A 22,730-nucleotide genomic window follows, 5' to 3' on the forward strand; every position below is an offset into this window, starting at 1 on the left:
CAATATCGCTGATGATGTCGGGAAGCCGACAATTGTCCTACTTCGAAAGATTCAGAACAACCACCGTCGTCTATTGTCCTAATGCCTTGTGTCTATAAAGGCATCAACTGAGACTCGGTTATGTTTGGCCGAAGGCTTGTGTCATGATGATCCGACCGCAGGTTAGTCGTCCTCTTCCTATATGAATAGATCCTCCGCGTTGCTCCTTGCTTTTGTCTTCCTCAGCGGCTGCCAGGCCTTGGCCCCCGTGTCGTCGGACGGTACGCCGCCGGTAGAAGACAGCACCCCCGCACCTGAAAAGCCCAAGGTTTATTCCTCGTTCAGTGAAGAAACGGTGTTCAGCCTGATGAGTGCGGAACTGGCTGGCCAGCGCAATCGCTTCGATATTGCGCTGGATAACTATGTGACCCAGGCCATCAACACCCAGGATCCAGGCATCTCCGAACGCGCATTTCGCATCGCCGAGTATCTGGGAGCCGATCAGGCTGCGCTGGATACCTCGCTGATCTGGGCAAAAAACGCACCGGACGATCTGGAGGCGCAACGTGCCGCAGCCATTCAACTGGCGCGGGCCGGGCGCTATGACGACTCCATGGTCTATATGGAGAAAGTCCTGCAAGGCAAGGGTGATACCCATTTCGACTTCCTCGCGCTGTCGGCTGCCGACACCGACCAGGACACGCGCAATGGCCTGATGAAGAGTTTCGACCGCCTGCTTCAAAAGCATCCCAAGAACAGCCAACTGATTTTCGGCAAGGCCCTGTTGCTGCAACAAGACGACGAGCCTGACGCCGCGCTAAAGCTGCTGGAACAGAACCCGCCGGACGATGGCGAGATTGCGCCGATCCTGCTGCGTGCACGCCTGCTGCAAAATCTCAATCGCGGCAAGGAAGCCATTCCGCTGCTGGAAAAAAGCATCAAGAAGTACCCGGACGACAAACGCCTGCGATTGACCTATGCGCGCATGCTGGTTGAGCAGGACCGTATGGAGGACGCCAAAGTGCAGTTCGCCAATCTGGTCCAGCAATACCCGGACGACGATGAGCTGCGTTACTCACTGGCGTTGGTATGCCTGGAGGCCAAGGCCTGGGATGAGGCCAAGGGCTATCTGGAAGAACTGATCGAGCGTGAAAGCCATGTGGACTCCGCACACTTGAACCTGGGCCGTATCGCGGAAGAACGCAACGACCCACAAGCTGCCCTGCTCGAATACGCTCAGGTTGGCCCCGGCAACGACTACCTGCCCGCCCAGTTGCGCCAGGCCGACATCCTGATGAGTAACGGGCGCACTGATGAGGCGGAAAAACGCCTGACCGCGGCCCGCGATGCCGAGCCGGACTACGCGATCCAGCTGTACCTGATCCAGGCCGAGACCTTGTCGGCCAACAATCAGGGCGAGCGCGCCTGGAAACTGCTGCAACAAGCCTTGTTGCAATTCCCCGACGATTTGAACCTGCTGTACACCCGTGCCATGCAGGCGGAAAAACGCAATGACCTGGCGCAGATGGAAAAAGACCTGCGCCTGATCATCAAGCGCGACCCCGACAACGCCATGGCTCTCAACGCCCTGGGCTACACCTTGTCTGACCGCACCACGCGCTACGACGAAGCCAAGGTGCTGATCGAACAAGCGCACCAACTCAACCCGGAAGACCCGGCCGTACTCGACAGCCTAGGCTGGGTGAATTACCGCTTGGGCAACCTGGATGAGGCCGAACGCTTGCTGCGCCAAGCGCTGGAGCGCTTCCCCGATCAGGAAGTCGCGGCGCACCTGGGTGAAGTGCTGTGGGCCAACGGCAAGCAGCGCGAAGCACGTCAAATCTGGGAAAAATTCCTCAAGGAACAACCCGAAAGCCCCATCCTGCGCGGCACCATCAAGCGCCTGACCGGATCCGAGACCCTTTAAGCTTATGTTCTTGCGCCACGTTGTAGTGTTCAGTCTTATTGCCCTGCTCGCCGGTTGCGCGGGTGTAGGCACCCGTGAATCCGTTGAAGGCCAGGGCAACCCGGCGCAATGGAAACAGCATAAGGATCAGCTCAGCAGCATCGATGGCTGGCAGATCGAAGGCAAAGTCGGCGTTCGCGCCCCCAAGGACTCGGGCAGCGGCACGTTGTTCTGGCTGCAGCGCCAGGACTACTACGACATTCGTTTGTCGGGCCCGCTGGGCCGTGGCGCCGCTCGCCTGACGGGTCGCCCGGGTCAGGTCAGCCTCGAAGTGGCCAACCAAGGTCGCTATGAGGCGACTTCGCCGGAAGCGCTGCTTGAAGAACAGATTGGCTGGAAGCTGCCCGTATCGCACCTTGTGTGGTGGGTGCGTGGCTTGCCCGCGCCCGATAGCAAGAGTCGACTGAGCCTTAATGGCGACAGCCGCCTCGCCTCGCTGGAGCAGGATGGCTGGCAGGTCGAATACCTCAGCTATACCGAACAGGGCGGTTACTGGCTGCCGGAGCGTATCAAGCTGCATGGCACTGACCTTGACGTCACGCTGGTGATCAAGGACTGGCAACCGCGCAAGCTGGGGCAATAACGTGACTGTAGAAAAACTGACCCTGCCCTCCCCCGCAAAACTCAATTTGATGCTGCACATTCTCGGTCGTCGTGAAGACGGCTATCACGAGTTGCAGACGCTTTTCCAATTTCTCGACTACGGCGATGAACTCACCTTCGCCGTACGCGACGACGGCGTGATTCAACTGCACACCGAATTCGAAGGCGTGCCCCACGACAGCAACCTGATCGTGAGGGCAGCAAAAAAACTTCAGGAGCAATCCGGTTGTTCGTTGGGCATCGATATCTGGATCGATAAAATTTTGCCCATGGGCGGCGGAATCGGTGGTGGCAGCTCAAATGCCGCGACGACATTGCTGGGCTTGAATCACTTATGGCAACTGGGTTGGGACCATGATCGCTTAGCAGCGCTGGGCCTTACGCTGGGCGCCGACGTCCCGGTTTTCGTGCACGGACACGCCGCTTTTGCTGAGGGTGTAGGGGAGAAACTCACCCCGGAATACCCCGAAGAGCCGTGGTATGTCGTGCTTGTGCCGCAAGTATCTGTAAGTACAGCAGAAATTTTTTCAGATCCGTTGTTGACACGTAACTCTTCTCCCATTAAAGTGCGCCCCGTTCCCAAGGGAAACAGTCGAAATGACTGCTTACCGGTTGTAGCAAGGCGTTATCCAGAGGTACGTAACGCTTTGAATTTGTTAGGTAAATTTACCGAAGCAAAATTAACCGGAACTGGAAGTTGTGTGTTTGGGGGCTTCCCAAACAAAGCTGAAGCTGATAAAGTCTCGGCCCTTCTTACAGAGACCCTTACAGGGTTTGTAGCAAAGGGAAGCAACGTTTCGATGTTGCATCGCAAGCTGCAAAGTCTGCTCTAAAAGGAACCGAGTACTGGGTACTCGTTGCAACAGATACAGGGGCGTCGCCAAGCGGTAAGGCAGCAGGTTTTGATCCTGCCATGCGTTGGTTCGAATCCAGCCGCCCCTGCCATTTTCTAATACTCATCCAGGTTACCCTCAGCCTCTAGGTACTGCGCGTGTCCAAGATGATGGTCTTTACGGGGAACGCCAACCCCGATCTGGCTCGACGTGTCGTACGTCAGCTGCATATCCCTCTCGGTGACATCTCTGTCGGTAAATTTTCCGACGGCGAAATTACAGCCGAGATCAATGAAAACGTCCGCGGTAAAGACGTATTCATTATTCAGCCGACCTGCGCTCCGACCAACGATAACCTGATGGAACTCGTCGTGATGGCTGATGCCTTCCGCCGCTCCTCAGCGACTCGAATCACAGCTGTAATCCCTTACTTTGGTTATGCCCGTCAGGATCGCCGTCCGCGTTCCGCACGTGTGGCTATCAGTGCGAAAGTCGTTGCTGACATGCTCACTGTGGTAGGTATCGATCGTGTTCTTACGGTTGACCTGCACGCTGACCAAATCCAGGGGTTCTTCGATATTCCAGTAGATAACATCTACGGCTCGCCAGTACTGGTGGACGATATCGAAGACCAGCGCTTTGAAAACCTGATGATCGTGTCCCCGGACATTGGTGGCGTCGTGCGTGCACGGGCTGTTGCCAAATCCCTGGGCGTTGATCTCGGGATCATCGACAAACGCCGCGAGAAAGCCAATCACTCTGAAGTGATGCATATCATCGGTGATGTCGAAGGGCGTACCTGTATTCTGGTTGATGACATGGTCGACACCGCCGGCACCCTGTGCCACGCGGCGAAAGCCTTGAAAGAGCACGGTGCTGCAAAAGTGTTCGCCTACTGCACACACCCTGTGCTGTCGGGCCGCGCGATCGAGAACATCGAGAACTCTGTGCTGGACGAACTGGTGGTGACTAACACCATCCCGTTGTCCGCTGCTGCACAAGCCTGTGCGCGTATCCGTCAACTGGATATCGCACCGGTAGTTGCCGAAGCGGTTCGCCGCATCAGCAATGAAGAATCGATCAGCGCGATGTTCCGCTAAGGGTCAAACCTTCGGATCACCTCACTGACGAAAAGCGCCCCGCCCCAGCATTCTGCTGGGGCGGGGCTTTTTTGCCCATATCGCCTTTAGCGCTGGTCGCAAACGCTGGGGCGAATGTGGTTATTTTGGAGATACAACATGAACGATTTTACTCTGAATGCTGAAGTGCGTTCCGACCTGGGGAAAGGTGCGAGCCGCCGCCTGCGTCGTCTCGCAAGCCTGGTTCCAGCTGTAGTTTACGGTGGCGAAAAAGCCCCTGAATCCATCAGCATGCTGGCTAAAGAAGTTGCCAAACTGCTCGAAAACGATGCTGCCTACAGCCACGTTATCGAACTGAACGTTGGCGGCAAAAAGCAAAACGTCATCATCAAAGCTCTGCAACGTCACCCATCCAAGGGTCACGTCCTGCACGCTGACTTCGTACGTGTCGTAGCCGGCCAGAAACTGACCGCTATCGTGCCTGTGCACTTTGTTGGTGAAGAAGCTCCGGTCAAGAAAGGTGGCGTTGTTTCCCACACCACTACCGAGCTGGAAGTAAGCTGCCTGCCGAAAGATCTGCCTGAGTTCATCGAAGTCGACCTGTCGGCTGCTGAAATCGGCACCATCATTCACCTGTCCGACCTCAAGGCCCCTAAAGGCGTTGAGTTCGTTGCACTGGCTCACAACGACGACAAGGCTGTTGCCAACGTCCACGCGCCACGTGTTGTAGCAGAAGATGAAGCAGGCGAAACCGCTGCAGAGTAATGCTCTCTGCGGCATCGGAGCTTGAGGAAACATCGCGGACCGAAACGTAGCGAGAAAGCGGGCGATAACGCGAAGTTTATCTCTGGATAAGTGAGCTCCTGTCGTCCACTTTCGCCGCACTCCGGTCAGGCGATGTTATCCACAACTCCAAAGGAAGGGCCCCTGTCGTGACTGCCATTAAACTGATCGTTGGCCTGGGAAATCCAGGCGCCGAATACGAACAGACCCGGCATAACGCGGGGGCCCTTTTTGTTGAGCGTATCGCCCATGCCCAAGGTGTAAACCTGGCGGCCGATCGCAAATATTTTGGCCTGACCGGGCGCTTTTCGCACCAGGGTCAGGATGTTCGTCTGCTGATTCCCACCACCTACATGAACCGCAGCGGCCAAGCTGTTGCGGCGCTTGCGGGCTTCTTTCGAATCAAACCCGAAGAAATCCTGGTGGCCCATGACGAACTGGATCTGCCACCCGGCGTAGCCAAGCTCAAGCTTGGCGGCGGGCACGGCGGGCACAACGGCCTGCGCGACATCATCGCGCAGTTGGGTAATCAGAATAATTTTTACCGTCTGCGGCTCGGCATTGGCCACCCAGGCGTTGCGAGTATGGTTTCAAATTTCGTCCTGGGTCGTGCGCCACGCGCCGAACAGGAAAAACTCGATGCCAGCATCGACTTTGCCCTCGGCGTGCTGCCGGATATCTTCGCCGGTGAATGGAACCGCGCGATGAAAAACCTGCACAGCCAGAAGGCCTGACTTTTTTCCGAGGGGAAACACCATGGGATTCAATTGCGGCATCGTCGGCCTGCCCAACGTCGGCAAATCCACCTTGTTCAACGCTTTGACCAAGTCCGGTATTGCGGCGGAGAACTTCCCCTTCTGCACCATCGAGCCTAACAGCGGTATCGTGCCGATGCCGGATACACGCCTGGACGCTCTGGCAGCGATCGTCAATCCGAAGCGTGTACTGCCGACCACCATGGAGTTCGTCGACATCGCAGGCCTGGTAGCCGGCGCATCGAAAGGTGAAGGCCTGGGCAACAAGTTCCTGGCCAACATCCGCGAAACCGATGCCATCGCCCACGTGGTCCGCTGCTTTGAAGACGAGAACGTGATTCACGTCTCCAATAGCGTCGACCCGAAACGCGACATCGAGATCATTGACTTGGAATTGATCTTCGCTGACCTCGACAGCTGCGAGAAGCAACTGCAGAAAGTCGCGCGCAACGCCAAGGGAGGCGACAAAGACGCCGTGGTCCAGAAAGGCCTGTTGGAACAGTTGATCGCGCACTTCACCGAGGGCAAGCCGGCACGCAGCCTGATGAAAAGCATGGGCGCTGACGAGAAGGCCGTGATCAAGGGCTTCCACCTGCTGACCACCAAGCCAGTGATGTACATCGCCAACGTGGCTGAAGACGGTTTCGAGAACAACCCGTTGCTCGACGTGGTCAAGGCCATCGCCGACGAAGAAGGCGCCATCGTGGTGCCGGTTTGCAACAAGATCGAAGCGGAAATCGCCGAGCTTGATGACGGCGAAGAAAAAGACATGTTCCTCGAGGCCCTGGGCCTGGAAGAACCAGGTCTGAACCGCGTGATCCGCGCCGGCTACGAAATGCTCAACCTGCAGACTTACTTCACCGCTGGTGTCGAAGAAGTCCGCGCTTGGACCGTCAAGGTCGGCGCCACCGCGCCACAAGCTGCTGGCGTGATCCACACCGACTTTGAAAAAGGCTTTATCCGCGCAGAAGTGATCGCCTACAACGACTTCATCCAATTTAAAGGTGAAGCCGGTGCCAAGGAAGCCGGTAAGTGGCGCTTGGAAGGTAAGGAATATATCGTCAAGGATGGCGACGTGATGCACTTCCGCTTTAACGTGTAAGCTGCCGCCGCAAATAAAAAAGCCGATGCAATGCATCGGCTTTTTTGTGGGCGACGATTAAAACTCAGACAAAGAAAACACCCACGCTCAATTATCAGATTCCCCCTACTCACTTCCCAGGCTTATAGATACAACAACACTCAAACAACTAAATAGCTATAACCAACGATGTTTTCCTACACCATTGCAGTACATACCCGCTTTAAGCGCACATCATAATCCTTATACGCTTCACTTTAGCGATCGGCGTCTGGATAACGCCGTTAAACAGTGAAACACTCGCAACAATGGAGCGCCCAGTTAATGCCGGCCCACTCTAATGGGGAAAATGAATCGACCATCTTACTCAATGATGGCCCGGATATTGAAAATACACTTAACAGTACGGCATCCCTCAACATTGACATTTTACTACTGGGGGAAACCGGTACTGGCAAAGATACATTGGCACAACGGGTTCATCGCTTATCGGGACGACGGGGTAATTTTGTTGCCGTGAACTGCGCAGCTATTCCTGAAAGCCTCGCAGAAAGCCAATTGTTCGGAGTCAACAGCGGTGCTTATACCGGGGCAATGCAATCACGGGCCGGATTTGTCGAAGCCGCCCATTTAGGTACCCTGTACCTCGACGAAATCGACAGCATGCCATTGAGCTTGCAAGCCAAACTGCTACGAGTGCTGGAGTCGCGTGGGGTGGAGCGCTTGGGCTCAACCCGTTTTATCCCGGTGGACATGCGTGTCATTGCATCCGCACAGCATTCGCTTTATCAGATGGTCGAGCACGGCACTTTCAGGCGTGACCTGTACTTTCGCCTGAATGTCGTCAACATCCAGCTCCCGCCGCTGCGCGATAGGCGAGAACGCATCATCCCGCTGTTTCTGGAAATGATCCAACAAGAAGCTGCCCAGTTCAAATGCAATGCCCCGCCACCGCCTGGTGGGCTGTTGCAACAGCTGCTGTGCCACCCCTGGCTAGGCAATGTTCGTGAACTACGCTCGACGGCCAAAAGATTCGTGCTGGGCCTGCCACCGCTTTCGACGTCGTCGAGCCAGTTGCAGGATAACCAAATGAACCTTAAGGCACGCCTGCAGCACATTGAAAGGGCATTGATTGAAGAGTCCTTGTGCCGCCATCTCTACTGCGTGGATACCGTGGCGATTGAGTTGGGTATTGCGAAGCGCACGCTGTACTACAGGATGAAACAATTGGACATCTCATTGGCTTGAGGACACAGAGCTCATTAAAGACTCAGTAAGGGGGGCCATGCTTCTACCCTCAGCACTCCAATCATCCAGAAATATCTAGCCATAGACATATCAGGAACGCTTTAGCGTTGCGAGCCACATATTCAAAGCCTGGTTCAAGTTACAAAAAGTTCCAGACATCAGGGCTTGGCTCACGACACGTGAATCAACGTTCAAAATATCCAAATCGGAGTCTTATTATGAATGGTATATCCGGTAGCAGTTCATACGGTGGATACGCATACGGCAACAGCATGATGTCCAGTGAACTCGATGGAGTACAGAGTGGCAGTGGTTCCCGTTCCGCTTCTGAACGCGCAGAGGAAGTCGCCGAGCTTACGTTCCAAGAAAGTTTGAAATCAAAGATGATTTCGGGCTTGTACGCCGCGGCTAAAGAAATTCGCTCGTAACATGATTACCTCCCTGGCTCATTAGCCGGGGAGGTTGTCATATGAGTCGATGTAATAAATGCGGCATCAGCCATTATCAAGAACCTGCTTCAGACACCTCACCGCAGGCCCTATATGCAGATAGAAGCATTTGACTTTTCAACGCCAAACAAACTTCACAGCAACACGGGCGTCACACGGGAACCTTCAGCTTCTAGTACGGATGTTGGTTTCTTCACCTCAATGCTCGAAGGGTCGATATCAAACACGCCTGCCTCCGCCAACCACACTGTATTGGCCATGCTGACCGAGCCATCAAAACATATCGGAGATGCCAAAGATCGCCTTGCACGCGCGTTGAAATCATCAAGTAAAGGGATGGACGCTGACAAGTTCAGAGAGTATCCGCAGGAACTTTCTAATGTAGCGCTAACGACCCAACTTTTAGTAAAGAGCCTTGGCAAGACAAGCCAATGCATCGACAAAATCTGTAACCTGCAATAGTGAACATGACTAAATACCTGCCTGCCGCCCTACTTCTGACTTTTGCATTCATGCTAAACGGTTGCAGCGACCGCGTTGAACTTCATCGACAGCTTTCTGAGCAAGAAGCCAATGAAGTGGTAGCGGAATTGGCAGACAAACATATTCGCGCCCAAAAAATCCCGTCCAAAGACGGTGTCGTCGTGGCGGTTAACACCGCCGATATCGGGCGTGCCGTACGTACATTGGAAGCCGCAGGATTACCTAGAGTGGCACGAACCACGCTGGGCGATACCTTTCGCAAGGAAGGGGTTATTTCCACTCCACTGGAAGAACGAGCACGCTATATCTACGCCTTATCCCAGGAGCTTGAAGCCACCTTATCCAACATTGACGGGGTAATTATTGCCCGGGTGCACGTGGTATTGCCCGAACGCATCGCACCGGGAGAACCAGTCCAGCCCGCTTCAGCGTCAGTATTCATTAAGCATGACCCACGGCTGGATCCCGATAATATTCGCGCGCGCGTTCGCAGGATGGTGGCGAGCAGCATTCCAGGCATGACCACTGCAGTGGATAACCTGCAAAAACTCAGCGTGATCTTTGTACCTGCCACCACCTACCAGGAGCAGCAGCGGCTGGTGTATTTCGGCCCTTTCCTGGTGCCAAGCGATGATCTTGGGTTTTGGCGAGGCAGTGTTATCGCGGTACTGCTTGGCGTGGCGTCCTCCTTGGTTGCCGGGCTATTCCTGTTCAGCCGCCGCCAGCATCCTCAGCAAGAGCCGCGCATAGCCCACGAACAGGATGGCACCTCTCATGACACCTGAGCTGGATCACTCCATGAGTGAATATCTGGCCTGGGCTCAATGGTGGGCGTTCCCTTGGAGGCACGCCCACGAGGACTGGAGGGGCGACAAGTACCCCGCAATTAAAGTGCTTTATCGCAACAGGCGGTCCGCGCCGGACGACCTCACTGGCATTGTTGCGTGCTTGCCTCCTGCCCCTCACCCGACGGTACTTCGCCTGGCCCTTGCTTCAACGGAACAACTCAACCTGGCGCTGACACTGGTTCACGACACGTTCAATCCTGAAGCGGCGACGCCGTTGAGCGAGAGTCAGCACCTGTGGTGCATGCGTTTATCCAAGGCGCTGCCCCCTACCATGCTGTCGCGCGATGCTGATCCATTGCAATTGCTCTCCAGCTGGGTAGAGCCCGATACCTGGCGGCGCCTTCGACTGAGATTCCCCCGTAACCGCGTACAGGCGGTTGAGAAAAGTACCGTCTCACTCGAAAACGCAAGCAGTCGACTGAACACGCTATGGCAAGCCGTAGTCTGGCGCGTGACGACATTGGCAAACGCCCCCCTGTCACCTGACCCGAACGCGTAAGGAAAACAGCGATGTTATGCCGACACACCATTGAGTTGCTCAAGGATGCTTCGGAATTGCCACGTTGCCTGATCCCCCGGGAAGAGCTTGCAAACTGGGCACACGCCAACCAACTCATCAGTCGCGCCAAGGCACAGGCTGATGAACTGGTAATCCAGGCAGAGAAGCGATGCGAAATGCTGCTGGAAAAGGCGTCCCTGGATTTCTGGCAACGCGCAGACGCCCAACTCAAGCGCTGGGAGCGTGACCGTCAAGCGATGTGTGACAACCTGGAGGTGTATGCAACATCAATCACCAACCAGGCGATTCGCTGCCTGCTTGACGACACGGTGCCCCCCGAGCGGCTGGCCGCCCTTCTGAGGCAACTACTGGCAAACCAGATTCATGAGATCAACGCCTCGCTGCTCTGTCACCCACAGGACATTGAGGAGATAAAACAGTGCCTCGCCAATCAACAGGCAACACTCTGGAAGCTTCAGCCCGACGAAACAATCCCTGCGCAGACCCTTGTATTGAAAACCGATGAGGGTGATTTCCGTATTAGCTGGCACTCGATGCTCGATGCTTTTTTCAATCACGCAAAGGAATACCGGATAGACATTTAATTGCATCCGCCTGGCGTCCTGCACAACGCTACTTAACAACAATTGATCCACCCATGCACGTCCACCCAAGACAAAGGAACGCCCATGAGTCTTTCCAACAATCTTTCACAAGAACTTTCAAGAAGCAGCAGTATTGCCCACAAGCTGTATAAGCAGAGTTCAAGCAACGGCTCTAAAGATGGGGCTGACGCTGAATTATTCTATGAACTTGCCGTCAAGAACACCCTTTCCCAAATGGCGTATCTGGAACATAACCGCGTTTCGCATATGTTGCTCAAAAGTACTTTTGAGAGTTTCCAATAACATGCAATCGCTAGTTCGTGATTGGTTAAGTGGCTGTAGAGAACAACTCAGTTTGTTTGAGGGTGATGACCAAATCATGCTGAAACGTCAGGGAGACGCTTTGTTACTTAGCCCTCAACTGACCTCAATCCGCGCAGACACCACCACCTTGCAGCACTGGATGCGCCTGGGCGCGGCCAGCCTGAATCATTTCCATGGCGCACTGGCTCAAAAAGCTGACAGCGGCGCGTTATGGCTGATTCAGAAACTGCCAGGTGGGCAGGGAGAGGCTTACGTGCTCGGTTGCCTTGAGGCCCTGCTGAACCAACGCGACACCTGGCGCGCCACAGTCGCGCGCTTTGCTCGCCCGACTCAAAACCTCAAACCCACCTCGCTACGCTCACTGTCGTACTAACCCGAGAGCCCAGTGTGTAAACCCACTTGATGTCATGAGCATCCGCCCGGTGTCCCAGCAGCGCCGCCATCCCGGTAAAACCAAACATCCGCCCGAGCAATCCCCCGGCAATCATCCGCACGTTGCCCAGCCCCATACCTGTGTAGACGCCGCCTACGGCCAGCCAACACGGCCATTTTCGATAAACAATTGAAAGCGTAGAAAAATTCTTAATAAAAATGCTTGACGCATTCCCGTTCTGCGCGAATAATGCGCGCCACTTGGCTACATAGCTCAGTTGGTTAGAGCATAGCATTCATAATGCTGGGGTCCGGGGTTCAAGTCCCTGTGTAGCCACCAAGTACCTGTTTACAGATGTCTCCATGAGTCTCTAAACAACCTCAAGAAGCCCGCCTAGTGCGGGCTTTCTTGTTTCTGGCTATCTCTCCTTGTATCTCCCTATACCTTCCCTCCGTGTATCCCCCTGTGTATCCTCGACAAATAATTGAACCGAGGGGATACAAGCCCAAATGAAGCGATCCGAGATAAAACGCCGCCCCCTTTCCGATACCGCATTGGCCGGCCTTGAGCCTGATGCCAGCGAGTATCGCGAGCTGGACGGGAGCGGCCTTTATTTCCGCGTGAAGCCTGATGGCCAAAAGTCCTGGCAGCTTCGCTACAAGAAGCCCGACGGCAAATGGTCGTGGCTTGGGCTTGGCGGTTACCCCGAGGTAAGCGGATCAGTCGCCAGGCAGAAAGCGGCCGAATTGCTCACCGACGCAGCCGACGGCAAAAACCCGATCGTTACCAAGCAAGCCCGCAAGAAAGCAGAAAGGGATGTCGCCGGCGAGACATTCGAGCCACTGGCGCGAGAGTGGTACGCCTCTCGTCTCACCAACTGGGACGCGGGCACCGCCAAGCGAATCATCGGCGCCCTGGAACGTCACGTCTTCCCGGTGTTCGGCAAGCGACCCTACGCCGACATCACACCGCTTGAGTGGATGGAGTTTCTGCGCGGCATGGAGCAGCAGGGAATCCTCGAGCAAATGAGCCGGGTGCGCTCGTACTGCCGAGACGCCTACGACCTGGCCCGGGTAACTGGCCGGGCGACCCATAACCCACTTGATGGGCTGCAAAAATACCTCCAGTCAGGCAAGGCCGAGAACTACGCCCACGTCTCACCCGATGAACTTCCCGGCCTGATCCGCGCCATCGCTGCCTATCCGCACGCCCACGATGTGCGTCTCGGCCTTCGCCTGCTGAGCCTGTTCGCCGTGCGCCCCAGCGAGCTGCGCGAGGCGCAGTGGTCGGAGTTCGATTTCGCCAAGAAGGTCTGGACGATCCCGGTCGAGCGTAAAGGCCGCAAAAAGGGACTTGAGCACCTAGTGCCGCTTTCGTCTCAGGCGATCGAGGCGCTAGAGGAGCTCCGCCAGTACACCGGCAGCTATCCCCTTTTATTCCCAGGCCGCAGCGACCACACCAAGCCACGCAGTGACACCGTGTTTCTGATGGCGCTGCGCCGTATGGGATATGAAGGCCGACAAACAGGTCACGGTTTCCGGCATATCGCGTCGACAGTGCTCAACGAGAACGGGTTCGAAGAGAATCACATCGAAGCCCAGTTATCACACAAAAAGCCTGGCGTTGCCGGCGTCTACAACAAAGCCCAGTACCTGCCGCAGCGCAAAACGATGATGCAATGGTATGCGAACTACCTCGATGGCCTGGCTGGCGGCGTTGTGATCCAGGGCCACTTCGGCAAGCTGGCATGAGCGTACTTCCCTAGCAGGCGTAGACAGCTATAGACTGAACGCCATTACTGTTCGGATAGCCAGTACCTATATAGGCATAGCGTTTTGGCCAGCCTAGCCCGACGGGGCGAAAAGCGGACACTCATCCGCTTTGCTGGCCAACCTAATGAGTAATGCCGGAGGGCATTTAATTGGCAGAGATCCCAACACCAGACAGCTTTTATGAGCTCTCGTTGGTAGCAGATCGCTTCATTGACAAAGCATCTAAAGCTATCGTTTTCGAAATTGATGAGCTGGCCGTCAGTGGTTTTCAAGACGCTGATCTCCCAGGGGCGGCGCGCGCGTGCTCAAAGCTGATCGAGGTCCAGCTAAGCGAGACTCTTAATGATGAGTGCAAGAGAACAATGGAATGGCTCGAATCTGAGCCCGCATTCGCGATGGCATTCAAGTCACTGGGTTACCACAAAGTGACTGATGATCACTGGGAGGTACCAATCCGGCGCGAATTAGAACGATGGCTACCAAGCTACCGTGAAGAGAAATACGCACGCGCGAGCTACATTGCTCTGAAAATTGCTCGCCTCCCGTCCCACTATATCAATTACGTTTCACTGGTCGCGGGTGCGTCTTACAGGTACATCAGCGGCGCCGGCCATCGCACCGCAATCGAGGGGCCAGCGACAATCCGCCGCCTCAAAGACCTGCTCGCGGATTTCGAGGAAGTGCTCAGCACCGAATGGTTACCTGACAGCCTTCGGAAGAATCTCGCATACAGCATCCGTACAGAATCAGCCTTGCGTGATTTGGATTCTTGTGAAGATATTTCTTCCCCTGCAAGCCGCAGGAATGACGCAGATCTCCCTACCCGTCTATTCGCCACTGATTTGCTGAGAGTAAACCAACAAGCTTTTCGCTCATTCCATAAAAAAGCTGTGTTCCATTTGATGGGGCTGTCATTTGTGGAAAGGCCATTGGAGATGCGGACCATCGAACGATTGGCAAAAAGTGAGTTGGACGCCCACCGGGAAATTGCCGCCAAACGCATCGCCGACAAAAGAGGCCTAGATTTCGACGATGTTCTGACGACACTAAAAACGAATAGAAGCTTCAACTTGCCGCGCTAGAACACAGGCTGAAATGACGGCGCTTTGTCGTGCCCAAAGCGCCAACGAATTGCGAATCTGTCTCCCGTCATCTCCAGTTAGTACGGGAATCGCAACATGCATACAATCCATACGCCCCATCAGCCATCCCCCGCCGCCGCGCAAAACTTCGATCCTGCAATCACCTTGATTCGTATGCCGGATCTGGAGGCCATCACCGGCCTGGCCCGCCCCACTGTCTACAAACGCCTCAAGGACGACCCGACCTTCCCCCGCCCTGTCCCACTGAGCAACAGCAAGTCGCGTGGTTCGCCAGTCGGTTTTGTACTGGCTGAGGTCCACGCCTGGGTGCGCCAACGCATCGCCTTGCGAGGGGAGGCTGCATAAATGGCCGACCAAAAAAAAGGCCAACCCAATAAGGCCAGCCCAGAAAAAACTCACCTATACGATACCAGTAACCACGCCCAACTAGTACGGCTTGTTCCGCGTCTTCGTAAAGGGCCTGCTGACACCTTCACCATCATGCGCGAGCTGAACATCTGCCGTCCTGGCGCTCGTATCTGCGACTTGCGCAGTGCCGGATACAAGATCATCACCAACCGCATCACGATGACGGATGAGTGGGGCCGCATACACCGTGGTGTTGCCGTCTACACATTGATCACGGAACCAGGCGCGAAGGTGGCGGCATGAGCGCCCGTGTTGTCCCCCTCTCATACGAGGGCCAGGTCATCAACTTCAATGCTGACGGTTGGATCAACGCGACCGTTGCAGCCGCCCGCTTCGATAAGGTTCCCAACGAGTGGCTGCGTCTCGGCTCCACCGAGGAGTACATAGAGAAACTGGCGAGCAGGATGATTGAGAGTAATACGGGAAAATCCCGCATTACTCTTGTTACGACCCGTCGAGGCAATACTGCCAACAGCGGTACCTGGCTCCATCCGAAGCTGGCTGTGAAATTCGCCCGCTGGCTCTCTGTGGACTTTGAGATCTGGTGCGACGAGCAGATCGACGCTCTGGTACGCGGTGACCAGGCCAAATGGCAACAGGCCCGCCAGCAATCGGCCGTCGGCTATCGCGGTCTGTGTGAGGCTCTGGCAATCGCTCATGAGGAGAGTGGCAAGACTCCCCAGCACCACCACTTCATCAACGAAGCCAAACTGATTAACCAGGCGATCACCGGACAATTCGCCGGCCGCAATCGCGATGAGCTCAGCGCCCATGAGCTGGTGCTGGTTACCTTGATCGAGATCCGCGATGTGCTGCTGATCGGCCAGGGCAAGGACTTCGCCGCCCGCAAAGCATCCCTACTGCGCTATGTCCAAAGCCTAACGGCCAAGCACCTCCGGAGTGTTGCGGTATGACAGCTATGCTCATGATCAGCGATAAACGGTCGATAACTTTTGTTGCAAGCAATCGTGCTCGTCGGTATGGTTTGCCAGTCGCTGCAAATTCAGCGACCGGGCTTGGTAACCCGATCAGCAAAAGGCGCAACAGCGCCCCCATTACGATTGCAGGCGCTTTTTTTGTGCCCGCAGTTACGTGTTATGGCGGCTGTGCGTGGGAGGCATTCGTGCCTGCCGGGTTCCTTTTGCCCCGGTTTACCAACCTGCGTACAGCTGCCACCCATTCGCTTGGTAACGAACGTGGCAGCTCCTCAGCAGAAGGAGCTACACCAATGAATCACGCCCTCATTCCGTCCGCAATTCGCGCATTTGCTCACCGCCGTATGGCCCTGAGCGCCCTCCGCGCAAACTCCAGCCTCGCAACCCGCCTCAAGCGTTACTCGCATCACATGAGCATTGCCCGCTCCCTGGAGTCTGCCGGCGGTGCGCAATGAATACTCCCGCTCGCACCATCCAAGAAATCGCCCACGACACGGTTGAGGATCTCGAAAGCGCCCAGATCGCCCTGCGCAAGATTGAGGCCGTTCTCTATGCCGCATTGGCAGACAAGGGCACGAGTCAGCACGTCCGCAATCTGGTAGATGTCGCGTGGAACCTAGCCGCTGACGGCGCCAAGACCGCCGACTGCAACCGCGAGGCAATTCCCGCGGCTCTGTCCGGGTGCGCTGGCCTGGGCGCCGGGGGTGACGAATGAAAACGGCAATCCAAACGCGGGATGACCTCAGTTTCACCAAGCGCGACGACATGGGCAGGCTCATCAACTGGCCCCGGAACAACCCTGGCGTAGCTGCCGATTGGGAAAAGGGCCTTGCTTGCTTCGATTACGAGATCACCGAGCTGGCCGCACATGATGAAACCGAAGCATTCGGCGCCATTCAGTTCGCCTTGTGCGGCATGGGTGGGCGATATACGAACCTTGAAATCGGCTTTATAGATCGCGTAGCCAGGGCTGCGGTGATTGGCTTGCGCGCAATGCGAAATGGCTCCGAGCGGTTCAAGCCGAAAGACCAAGTAGAGGCTTAAAAAATCATGAACAACCTAACCTGCAAAAACGCGGGTACGCCGAAGGCTTGCCTGAAAAAAACCATCGAACTGTTTTACGTCACGCACCCGAAGGTGCCCAAGGCGTTGCTGGGATCATTCTTGACCGAGGCCGACGCTGAGTGCGGGCGCGTTGTTATGCGCAATGCTGGCGCCCAGGTGACGGCCTGCCTGGTTGATTCAATCGACGACGTTACCCGCTGGCACGGTGTGAACAACGGTCAAGTTTGCCGGGCCTTTGCTGGCGCTGATCGCCGGGAGGTCGGCCATGGATAACGTGACCCCAATCAAGCGCAGGGGCAGTGGCGGCCCCCCACTGCTGGCGCTCATATCGACAGCGCCAGCTATGCGCTGCTGGTGGAATCCCTGGTGGGCTTCCTGGAGCTGCGCATCTCGGAAGGCGACCAAGGCCGCCAATGCGATGAGTTGGAGCGCCTGACTCAGAAACTGGAGAACTTGGCCAAGCGGTTTACCCCGCCGAAGGGGGCCGCATGACTGACGCAACGATCCTATTCCGTGATGCGCTCCAGGCCGTCTATGGCCCTCTCGAGTGGCTCCCCTTGGCCGACGGCACCATTCACCGGTTTCACGTTCCAGGCGACAAGGCTGGCTCCTTCAATGGCTGGTACACACTGTTTGCTGACGGTATCGCGTCCGGCGCTTTCGGCAGTTGGAAAGCCGGTGGCACCAGCACGTGGTGTAGTCGCGAGCCAGTGGACGCCCGCGAAGCGGCTCAAATCCGCGAGCGGGTCGACCAGGCCCGGCGTCAGCGCGAAGCCGAGCAACACCGGCGCCAGCAGCAGGCCGCCGAGAAGGCTAATCACTGGTGGCGCAATGCGCGCCGGGCCGCGCCCGACCACCCGTATCTGGTAGCCAAGGCAGTTCGCTCCTACGGCCTGCGCCAGCGTGGCGCTGACCTGCTGATACCGCTGTACCTAGATGGGCGCTTGGTCAACCTGCAAAGGATCGGGCCGGACGGCGACAAGCGCTTCCTGTTCGGCGGCCGGATCAAGGGCACCTATTCGCCGCTGGGCATCATCGAGCCAGGCTCTGTGCTTTGCATCTGCGAAGGGTGGGCGACGGCCGCCAGCCTCCACCAGCACGGCGGCTATGTCGTTGCCGCGGCCATGAACGCGGGCAACTTGATCCCGGCGGCGATGGGCTTGCGCGCTCGCTACCCGGGCCAGGCAATCGTCATCGCCGGCGACGACGATCGGCTCACCGATGGCAACCCGGGGCGCGCAGCGGCAAACGCAGCAGCGGCGGCCGTGGGTGGCCAAGTGGCTTTCCCTGAATGGCCGGAAGGCGCCCCCGATGACCTAACCGACTTCAACGACCTCGCCAACTGGAAACTCCCCCATGTCCAAGCCTGACACCAACGTGATCCATCTTCGGCCGGACGCCGCGACCATTGCGCCAGATCGCCCCTGCTGGGCGGTGTATGAGCATTGGGTGATCAATGAGAAGGGCCGCAAGCTGCGCCCGGGCGTTTACTGGCATAGCTTCAAGCGCGCCGCCGCTGACCAGGACGACGCCGAGGGCGATACCGGCGACCGGCCTATCACTGATGAGTGGATCTCCAGCCCCGTCACCGTCGTCGCCCGCACCACCAACAGCGACGATGGCAGCGAGGGCCGGCTGCTACGCCTAGTCACAGAGGGCGGCATCAAGGAATGGATCATCGCCATGGAAGTGTTCGGCGGCAGCGGCGAGGACGCCCGGCGTGCCTTGTTCGGGATGGGCGTCATTATCGCCCTCAAGAAGCGCGGCACGTTCATGGAGTACCTGCTCGACCAGCATCCTGCAGAAGTGTTTGCCACCACCAGCCGGCCGGGTTGGCATGAATCGGGCGCATTCGTGCTGCCTGGGCGAACCATCGGCAGCGCCAATGTGCGGTACCAGGCCAGCAACAAGGCTCAGGTACTTTTCAGCCGGCGCGGCGAGCTGGCGCTGTGGCAATCGGAGGTGGCCGCCAAGTGCGCGGGCAACCCGGTGCTGACGCTGGCGATCGGCTGCTCACTAGCTGGCCCACTGCTGAGTTTGGTCGGCGTGCTAGGTGGCGGTGTTCACCTGGTGGGCGATAGCTCGAGCGGTAAGTCGCTGGCGCAACTGATCGGATCGTCGGTATGGGGCGACCCGGGCGTGTTCGCCGCCAGTTGGGACATGACCAAGGGCGGCCTGGAGATCGAAGCATCGAGCCGCAATGACACCATCCTGCCCTTGGATGAGATAAAGCGCGCCGACCCCAAGCGCGTACAGGAAATGGCGTACTCCCTCGCCAACGGCCAGGGTAAGGGCACCATGACCCGTGAGCGTGAAGGCCGTGCGAAGTTGAGCTGGCGCCTGCTGACACTCTCCAGCGGCGAGCGCTCACTCTCTGAACACGCGGCCATATCCGGTAATGCCGCCCACGCTGGCGCCGAGCTGCGCATGGTCGATGTGAACGCCGGTACACGTACACACCGGGCCTTCGACGAATTGCACGGGCTTGAGGGAGCGGACTTTCACCGACAGCTCACCGTGGCGGTCGGAGCCCACCACGGCCACCTCGGGCCAGCGTTTGTGGAGCGCCTGGTCGCCGACGACGATAAGCCCGGGCTGCTCAGTGACTTTGACGGCATCCGCGCCCAGTTCGTCGAGGACAACGCCCAGGCCGGCCGCGTGGCTGACCGGTTCGCCGTGATCGCACTGGCGGGCGAAATGGCCATCGCCTACGGCTTGCTCCCTTGGGCGCCCGGCACCGCCCTCTCCGACTGCCGTTTGCTCTACGGGGAATGGCTCTCCCGTGTCGGCGGGGGCAACGCAGAAGACCGCCAGATCCTGGCCGGCATCATCGACTTTATCGACAAGCACAGTAGCAGCCGATTCTCCGATGTCGACGCAGCAGAGGTGGACGCCAAGGTATTCAACCGCGCCGGGTACTGGGAGCTGGTAGCCGGCAAACGGTTGTACCTGTTCAACAAGTCCGCGCTGATCGAGGCCGCCCATGGGTTCGGCCTCACCCGCGTCGTCAAGGCACTGGAGGTTGGCGGAGCCCTGGCCAAACGCGACACCGACCGCGATAGCCGCAAAACCAAAAAGTACCGCATCCCTGCCGGCGGATCGGCGCGCCTGTACGTGATCGACCCAGAAGCCATGGACAGCGAAGGGGGCGGCGCATGACCACCATATCCATCAAGTATGAATGCCCGAGTTCACAGGAACCTATAAACGTGGGGAACAGGGGGAACGGGGGAACAGCCAGTAAAACCGTGGGCTGTGGCCGTTCCCCCTTATTGAATGTATGGGGAACAGGGGGAACACAAACATGTTTTTGAATATAAGCGTGTCTGCGCTTTCGAGAATTTGGTTATCACCGTTCCCCACAAAAAAACGTGGGGAACAGAAACCCCCTCTGAAAGCTCCGGAAACATTGGCTGTTCCCACTGTTCCCCCGTTCCCCCGATTTTTTTCTAGAGACACATATGGGCAATGGAGCAATCAGGCCGAGGTGACGCCATGAGTCTCCTTTCCGGCTTGCTCGATCACATGCCGCCAGCCATTGCCAGCACCGACACGCCAAAAATGGATAGCCGGCCTCGCCCACGCCTGGTGCTGGCCAGCCCTGTCGAGCGCACTCCCCGACTCATCACAAGCCCACACGCAAGCGCCGCAACGGCCACGCCCGAATGGCGAAAGGCCCGTGACCACTACCTCAATCACGTCATGGATTGTAGGAGCTGCTACGCGCCCACCGGCCGCTATTGCACGGCTGGCGCTCACCTGCGCGCCAGCTACGACGCCACACCTATGGAGGCGCACCAATGACGCCCAGCCTTATCACCCGCTTGTGCAACATCGCTTTGAAGCCAGGCGTCAGCGCCGCCACGCAGCTCATCACCACCCGGCGGATCTGTCGCGCCATTGCTGACCAGGTCGACGTTATACGCAGTGAACGGCGAGCCCTTCGCCGGCAGGCGGGCAAATTGAAAGCATTCCTCCCCTTCACCCGGCAGGCCATTGCTGAATTGGAGGAGCAAGCCCAGAAACACCAAGAGGCCACCCGCAGCGGAGCGTGGAGCGCACTCGCAGGGTTTGGCCAATCACTAATGTTCGACCGCGAGGGGCTGACGCAGGCTCTGGGCTTCGACCAGATGTGCGACCTGCTGGGCGTCAACCCAGTACATCGCCATCGGGCCAGCGCAGACGGTGACACCAGCCTTCGCGGACTGGCCTACCTATCCCAACTGGAGGACAGCGCCGACCGCAAGAGCGACGAATGGGGCGCCGGTGGCCCGCTGTGTCAAGCCTGCCACGCCGCCATGATCCGGTTCATCAGGGAATGCCCAGAAGACCAACTGCCCGACCCATTCGCCCCTGGTGCGCCGTTCGGCCCGAAGCTGCCGCCAGCCCTGAGCATCGTCGGCAACTGACCATTTTCAGCGCCACGTTTTGCGAATCACGAAAACGTGGCGCGACACCGAGCAACACCACCGGGCAACTGCCCATGACCGGCGCCCGCGGCGCATAGAGGAAACATGACAGACCAAAACAGCAATACAACGGGCCAGGTGCCCACGTACCTGGACCGCTTCGCGGAGGCGTGCAAAATCATGGATTTTGCAGTCGTCCCAAACATGAATGGCGGCTACCTCGTCTGGGAAGTGCAACACGTCCGTGATGGGCAGAAGGTGACCATCGACGGGCCATTTTTCACAGAGGATGAGGGAAGGATCTCAGCCGACCTATTGCGCGGGACATTCCGCGGGGCTCGCGCTTACCAGGCGATTCACTGCTGGGCATGGAACCCAGACCCACGCCGCGAAAAGGCTATCCGTGACGACGCCATGGCATCCCGAATGATGCTCGCCATGCAGATCGGCGCCGGAGTACCAACCCACGCCACCAACGACAAGTAGGAGAAACAGACCATGGCCGCTTCAGTGATCGAATACACCCCTGTCATCAACTTCAAGCTTCGCGGTGCCCTTCGCCAGTTCGGCAAGTCCTATCCATTGGCTGTACGTACCCCAGCGGAAGCCGTCAAAGCCTTATGCGTTCAGATCCCCGGATTTGAGCGCTATATATCGAACGCCAAATCCCGAGGTTTAGAGTTCGCAGTGTTCCGCGAAAAACGGAATATTGGCGAGAAGGAGTTGAACTACAACGGAACCGGCGACATCACCATTGCACCAGTAATTACAGGTAGTAAACGCGCGGGTTCCCTTCAGACAATCGTCGGCGGGATATTGATTGCAGCAGCATACGTACTGTCTTTCACGCCGTTCGCTGCTGCGTCACCTTTTCTGTATTCGGCAGGCGCTGCAATGTCCATCGGCGGCATTATCCAAATGCTCAGCCCACAGGCTGGTGGCCTCAAGACCAGCGCAGCGCCGGAGAACGTGCCCGGGTACGCATTCGGATCAGCGAAAAACACCACAGCCTCAGGCAACCCGGTACCGCTTTGCATTGGCCACCGGCGGTGGGGCGGCGCGATCATCAGCGCCGCAATTTATGCCGAGGATCAAGTCTGAACTTAGACAGTGCTATTGTTGCATCTCAT

30 protein-coding genes and 2 tRNA genes are annotated in these 22,730 nt (G+C 57.3%); all 32 read left to right on the top strand.

Translation table 11 applies throughout. From position 1 onward, the window contains the following. Positions 1-181: 181 nt before the first annotated feature. Positions 182-1,906 (top strand): tetratricopeptide repeat protein, encoded by a 1,725-nt coding sequence (locus AB4N82_RS06105; RefSeq protein ID WP_460104649.1) that lies wholly within the window; start codon positions 182-184, stop codon positions 1,904-1,906. Between the two features lie 4 nt (positions 1,907-1,910). Then, complete coding sequence (lolB, locus tag AB4N82_RS06110) at positions 1,911-2,528, top strand: lipoprotein insertase outer membrane protein LolB (RefSeq protein WP_095183772.1); 618 nt, start codon at positions 1,911-1,913, stop codon at positions 2,526-2,528. A 49-nt stretch (positions 2,529-2,577) separates the two neighbouring features. Continuing rightward, the gene (ispE, locus tag AB4N82_RS06115) at positions 2,578-3,381 is read left to right on the top strand and encodes a 4-(cytidine 5'-diphospho)-2-C-methyl-D-erythritol kinase (protein WP_185168227.1); all 804 of its coding nucleotides are present in this window, start codon (positions 2,578-2,580) and stop codon (positions 3,379-3,381) included. 37 nt (positions 3,382-3,418) lie between these two features. Continuing rightward, a tRNA-Gln gene (locus AB4N82_RS06120) sits at positions 3,419-3,493 on the top strand. A gap of 46 nt (positions 3,494-3,539) precedes the next feature. After that, positions 3,540-4,481, top strand: coding sequence for a ribose-phosphate pyrophosphokinase (locus tag AB4N82_RS06125; RefSeq protein ID WP_003171603.1), 942 nt, complete (start codon positions 3,540-3,542; stop codon positions 4,479-4,481). A 138-nt stretch (positions 4,482-4,619) separates the two neighbouring features. After that, positions 4,620-5,225, top strand: coding sequence for a 50S ribosomal protein L25/general stress protein Ctc (locus tag AB4N82_RS06130; RefSeq protein WP_032886113.1), 606 nt, complete (start codon positions 4,620-4,622; stop codon positions 5,223-5,225). A 167-nt stretch (positions 5,226-5,392) separates the two neighbouring features. Then, complete coding sequence (pth, locus tag AB4N82_RS06135) at positions 5,393-5,977, top strand: aminoacyl-tRNA hydrolase (protein ID WP_003171596.1); 585 nt, start codon at positions 5,393-5,395, stop codon at positions 5,975-5,977. A 22-nt stretch (positions 5,978-5,999) separates the two neighbouring features. Then, on the top strand, positions 6,000-7,100 hold the full coding sequence (gene ychF / locus AB4N82_RS06140) for a redox-regulated ATPase YchF (RefSeq protein ID WP_095183770.1): 1,101 nt from the start codon (positions 6,000-6,002) through the stop codon (positions 7,098-7,100). 303 nt (positions 7,101-7,403) lie between these two features. After that, the gene (locus AB4N82_RS06145; protein WP_032886110.1) at positions 7,404-8,327 is read left to right on the top strand and encodes a sigma 54-interacting transcriptional regulator; all 924 of its coding nucleotides are present in this window, start codon (positions 7,404-7,406) and stop codon (positions 8,325-8,327) included. 542 nt (positions 8,328-8,869) lie between these two features. Next, a complete protein-coding gene (locus tag AB4N82_RS06150; protein ID WP_095183769.1) occupies positions 8,870-9,238 on the top strand; it encodes an EscI/YscI/HrpB family type III secretion system inner rod protein in 369 nt (122 codons plus the stop codon). 5 nt (positions 9,239-9,243) lie between these two features. Then, positions 9,244-10,044: a type III secretion system inner membrane ring lipoprotein SctJ gene (sctJ, locus tag AB4N82_RS06155; RefSeq protein ID WP_122752377.1), complete on the top strand. Its 801-nt coding sequence runs from the start codon at positions 9,244-9,246 to the stop codon at positions 10,042-10,044. Positions 10,045-10,057: 13 nt separating this feature from the next. Further along, positions 10,058-10,606, top strand: coding sequence for a type III secretion protein (locus AB4N82_RS06160; RefSeq protein ID WP_122752753.1), 549 nt, complete (start codon positions 10,058-10,060; stop codon positions 10,604-10,606). A gap of 11 nt (positions 10,607-10,617) precedes the next feature. Next, positions 10,618-11,211: a type III secretion system stator protein SctL gene (gene sctL / locus AB4N82_RS06165; protein WP_122752376.1), complete on the top strand. Its 594-nt coding sequence runs from the start codon at positions 10,618-10,620 to the stop codon at positions 11,209-11,211. A gap of 84 nt (positions 11,212-11,295) precedes the next feature. After that, positions 11,296-11,514 (top strand): hypothetical protein, encoded by a 219-nt coding sequence (locus AB4N82_RS06170; RefSeq protein WP_032886104.1) that lies wholly within the window; start codon positions 11,296-11,298, stop codon positions 11,512-11,514. A gap of 76 nt (positions 11,515-11,590) precedes the next feature. After that, positions 11,591-11,908 carry a type III secretion protein gene (locus AB4N82_RS06175; protein ID WP_460104655.1) on the top strand — a complete coding sequence of 106 codons (318 nt, stop codon included), beginning with the start codon at positions 11,591-11,593 and terminating at the stop codon, positions 11,906-11,908. Positions 11,909-12,170: 262 nt separating this feature from the next. After that, a tRNA-Met gene (locus AB4N82_RS06180) sits at positions 12,171-12,247 on the top strand. 170 nt (positions 12,248-12,417) lie between these two features. After that, positions 12,418-13,659, top strand: coding sequence for a tyrosine-type recombinase/integrase (locus AB4N82_RS06185; protein ID WP_460104657.1), 1,242 nt, complete (start codon positions 12,418-12,420; stop codon positions 13,657-13,659). A gap of 170 nt (positions 13,660-13,829) precedes the next feature. Continuing rightward, complete coding sequence (locus AB4N82_RS06190) at positions 13,830-14,762, top strand: hypothetical protein (protein WP_460104660.1); 933 nt, start codon at positions 13,830-13,832, stop codon at positions 14,760-14,762. Positions 14,763-14,858: 96 nt separating this feature from the next. Further along, entirely contained in the window at positions 14,859-15,128 is a 270-nt protein-coding gene (locus AB4N82_RS06195; protein ID WP_460104662.1) for a helix-turn-helix transcriptional regulator, read from the top strand. Then, on the top strand, positions 15,129-15,434 hold the full coding sequence (locus AB4N82_RS06200; RefSeq protein WP_460104665.1) for a helix-turn-helix domain-containing protein: 306 nt from the start codon (positions 15,129-15,131) through the stop codon (positions 15,432-15,434). Beyond that, complete coding sequence (locus tag AB4N82_RS06205; RefSeq protein WP_460104668.1) at positions 15,431-16,105, top strand: KilA-N domain-containing protein; 675 nt, start codon at positions 15,431-15,433, stop codon at positions 16,103-16,105. Before AB4N82_RS06200 ends, AB4N82_RS06205 begins: the two co-directional genes overlap by 4 nt. Positions 16,106-16,419: 314 nt before the next feature. Beyond that, a complete protein-coding gene (locus AB4N82_RS06210; protein WP_460104670.1) occupies positions 16,420-16,581 on the top strand; it encodes a hypothetical protein in 162 nt (53 codons plus the stop codon). After that, positions 16,578-16,841, top strand: a complete 264-nt coding sequence (locus AB4N82_RS06215; protein WP_460104673.1) for a hypothetical protein — start codon at positions 16,578-16,580, stop codon at positions 16,839-16,841. Before AB4N82_RS06210 ends, AB4N82_RS06215 begins: the two co-directional genes overlap by 4 nt. Further along, positions 16,838-17,170 carry a hypothetical protein gene (locus AB4N82_RS06220; protein WP_460104676.1) on the top strand — a complete coding sequence of 111 codons (333 nt, stop codon included), beginning with the start codon at positions 16,838-16,840 and terminating at the stop codon, positions 17,168-17,170. Before AB4N82_RS06215 ends, AB4N82_RS06220 begins: the two co-directional genes overlap by 4 nt. Before the next feature lie 6 nt (positions 17,171-17,176). After that, positions 17,177-17,464 (top strand): hypothetical protein, encoded by a 288-nt coding sequence (locus AB4N82_RS06225; protein ID WP_460104677.1) that lies wholly within the window; start codon positions 17,177-17,179, stop codon positions 17,462-17,464. A gap of 81 nt (positions 17,465-17,545) precedes the next feature. Beyond that, positions 17,546-17,683, top strand: a complete 138-nt coding sequence (locus tag AB4N82_RS06230; protein ID WP_460104679.1) for a hypothetical protein — start codon at positions 17,546-17,548, stop codon at positions 17,681-17,683. After that, positions 17,680-18,561 carry a toprim domain-containing protein gene (locus AB4N82_RS06235; RefSeq protein ID WP_460104681.1) on the top strand — a complete coding sequence of 294 codons (882 nt, stop codon included), beginning with the start codon at positions 17,680-17,682 and terminating at the stop codon, positions 18,559-18,561. Before AB4N82_RS06230 ends, AB4N82_RS06235 begins: the two co-directional genes overlap by 4 nt. Next, on the top strand, positions 18,548-20,350 hold the full coding sequence (locus AB4N82_RS06240) for a DUF927 domain-containing protein (RefSeq protein ID WP_460104684.1): 1,803 nt from the start codon (positions 18,548-18,550) through the stop codon (positions 20,348-20,350). Before AB4N82_RS06235 ends, AB4N82_RS06240 begins: the two co-directional genes overlap by 14 nt. 336 nt (positions 20,351-20,686) lie before the next feature. Beyond that, on the top strand, positions 20,687-20,995 hold the full coding sequence (locus tag AB4N82_RS06245; protein ID WP_460104687.1) for a hypothetical protein: 309 nt from the start codon (positions 20,687-20,689) through the stop codon (positions 20,993-20,995). Then, positions 20,992-21,600, top strand: coding sequence for a hypothetical protein (locus AB4N82_RS06250; RefSeq protein ID WP_460104690.1), 609 nt, complete (start codon positions 20,992-20,994; stop codon positions 21,598-21,600). Before AB4N82_RS06245 ends, AB4N82_RS06250 begins: the two co-directional genes overlap by 4 nt. 105 nt (positions 21,601-21,705) lie before the next feature. Next, complete coding sequence (locus AB4N82_RS06255) at positions 21,706-22,086, top strand: hypothetical protein (protein WP_460104692.1); 381 nt, start codon at positions 21,706-21,708, stop codon at positions 22,084-22,086. Positions 22,087-22,098: 12 nt separating this feature from the next. After that, positions 22,099-22,701 carry a tail assembly protein gene (locus AB4N82_RS06260; RefSeq protein WP_122463550.1) on the top strand — a complete coding sequence of 201 codons (603 nt, stop codon included), beginning with the start codon at positions 22,099-22,101 and terminating at the stop codon, positions 22,699-22,701. Positions 22,702-22,730 lie beyond the last annotated feature (29 nt).

The sequence above is a fragment of the Pseudomonas sp. H1_D04 genome, assembly GCF_054683855.1.

What these genes read in the sequence shown, in the direction of transcription:
- AB4N82_RS06105 (WP_460104649.1), top strand. Translation starts at nt 182, where the DNA reads ATGAATAGATCCTCCGCGTTGCTCCTTGCTTTTGTCTTCCTCAGCGGC.
- lolB (WP_095183772.1), top strand. Translation starts at nt 1,911, where the DNA reads ATGTTCTTGCGCCACGTTGTAGTGTTCAGTCTTATTGCCCTGCTCGCC.
- ispE (WP_185168227.1), top strand. Translation starts at nt 2,578, where the DNA reads ATGCTGCACATTCTCGGTCGTCGTGAAGACGGCTATCACGAGTTGCAG.
- AB4N82_RS06130 (WP_032886113.1), top strand. Translation starts at nt 4,620, where the DNA reads ATGAACGATTTTACTCTGAATGCTGAAGTGCGTTCCGACCTGGGGAAA.
- ychF (WP_095183770.1), top strand. Translation starts at nt 6,000, where the DNA reads ATGGGATTCAATTGCGGCATCGTCGGCCTGCCCAACGTCGGCAAATCC.
- AB4N82_RS06145 (WP_032886110.1), top strand. Translation starts at nt 7,404, where the DNA reads ATGCCGGCCCACTCTAATGGGGAAAATGAATCGACCATCTTACTCAAT.
- AB4N82_RS06150 (WP_095183769.1), top strand. Translation starts at nt 8,870, where the DNA reads ATGCAGATAGAAGCATTTGACTTTTCAACGCCAAACAAACTTCACAGC.
- sctJ (WP_122752377.1), top strand. Translation starts at nt 9,244, where the DNA reads ATGACTAAATACCTGCCTGCCGCCCTACTTCTGACTTTTGCATTCATG.
- AB4N82_RS06160 (WP_122752753.1), top strand. Translation starts at nt 10,058, where the DNA reads ATGAGTGAATATCTGGCCTGGGCTCAATGGTGGGCGTTCCCTTGGAGG.
- sctL (WP_122752376.1), top strand. Translation starts at nt 10,618, where the DNA reads ATGTTATGCCGACACACCATTGAGTTGCTCAAGGATGCTTCGGAATTG.
- AB4N82_RS06170 (WP_032886104.1), top strand. Translation starts at nt 11,296, where the DNA reads ATGAGTCTTTCCAACAATCTTTCACAAGAACTTTCAAGAAGCAGCAGT.
- AB4N82_RS06175 (WP_460104655.1), top strand. Translation starts at nt 11,591, where the DNA reads ATGCTGAAACGTCAGGGAGACGCTTTGTTACTTAGCCCTCAACTGACC.
- AB4N82_RS06185 (WP_460104657.1), top strand. Translation starts at nt 12,418, where the DNA reads ATGAAGCGATCCGAGATAAAACGCCGCCCCCTTTCCGATACCGCATTG.
- AB4N82_RS06195 (WP_460104662.1), top strand. Translation starts at nt 14,859, where the DNA reads ATGCATACAATCCATACGCCCCATCAGCCATCCCCCGCCGCCGCGCAA.
- AB4N82_RS06200 (WP_460104665.1), top strand. Translation starts at nt 15,129, where the DNA reads ATGGCCGACCAAAAAAAAGGCCAACCCAATAAGGCCAGCCCAGAAAAA.
- AB4N82_RS06205 (WP_460104668.1), top strand. Translation starts at nt 15,431, where the DNA reads ATGAGCGCCCGTGTTGTCCCCCTCTCATACGAGGGCCAGGTCATCAAC.
- AB4N82_RS06210 (WP_460104670.1), top strand. Translation starts at nt 16,420, where the DNA reads ATGAATCACGCCCTCATTCCGTCCGCAATTCGCGCATTTGCTCACCGC.
- AB4N82_RS06215 (WP_460104673.1), top strand. Translation starts at nt 16,578, where the DNA reads ATGAATACTCCCGCTCGCACCATCCAAGAAATCGCCCACGACACGGTT.
- AB4N82_RS06220 (WP_460104676.1), top strand. Translation starts at nt 16,838, where the DNA reads ATGAAAACGGCAATCCAAACGCGGGATGACCTCAGTTTCACCAAGCGC.
- AB4N82_RS06225 (WP_460104677.1), top strand. Translation starts at nt 17,177, where the DNA reads ATGAACAACCTAACCTGCAAAAACGCGGGTACGCCGAAGGCTTGCCTG.
- AB4N82_RS06235 (WP_460104681.1), top strand. Translation starts at nt 17,680, where the DNA reads ATGACTGACGCAACGATCCTATTCCGTGATGCGCTCCAGGCCGTCTAT.
- AB4N82_RS06240 (WP_460104684.1), top strand. Translation starts at nt 18,548, where the DNA reads ATGTCCAAGCCTGACACCAACGTGATCCATCTTCGGCCGGACGCCGCG.
- AB4N82_RS06245 (WP_460104687.1), top strand. Translation starts at nt 20,687, where the DNA reads ATGAGTCTCCTTTCCGGCTTGCTCGATCACATGCCGCCAGCCATTGCC.
- AB4N82_RS06250 (WP_460104690.1), top strand. Translation starts at nt 20,992, where the DNA reads ATGACGCCCAGCCTTATCACCCGCTTGTGCAACATCGCTTTGAAGCCA.
- AB4N82_RS06255 (WP_460104692.1), top strand. Translation starts at nt 21,706, where the DNA reads ATGACAGACCAAAACAGCAATACAACGGGCCAGGTGCCCACGTACCTG.
- AB4N82_RS06260 (WP_122463550.1), top strand. Translation starts at nt 22,099, where the DNA reads ATGGCCGCTTCAGTGATCGAATACACCCCTGTCATCAACTTCAAGCTT.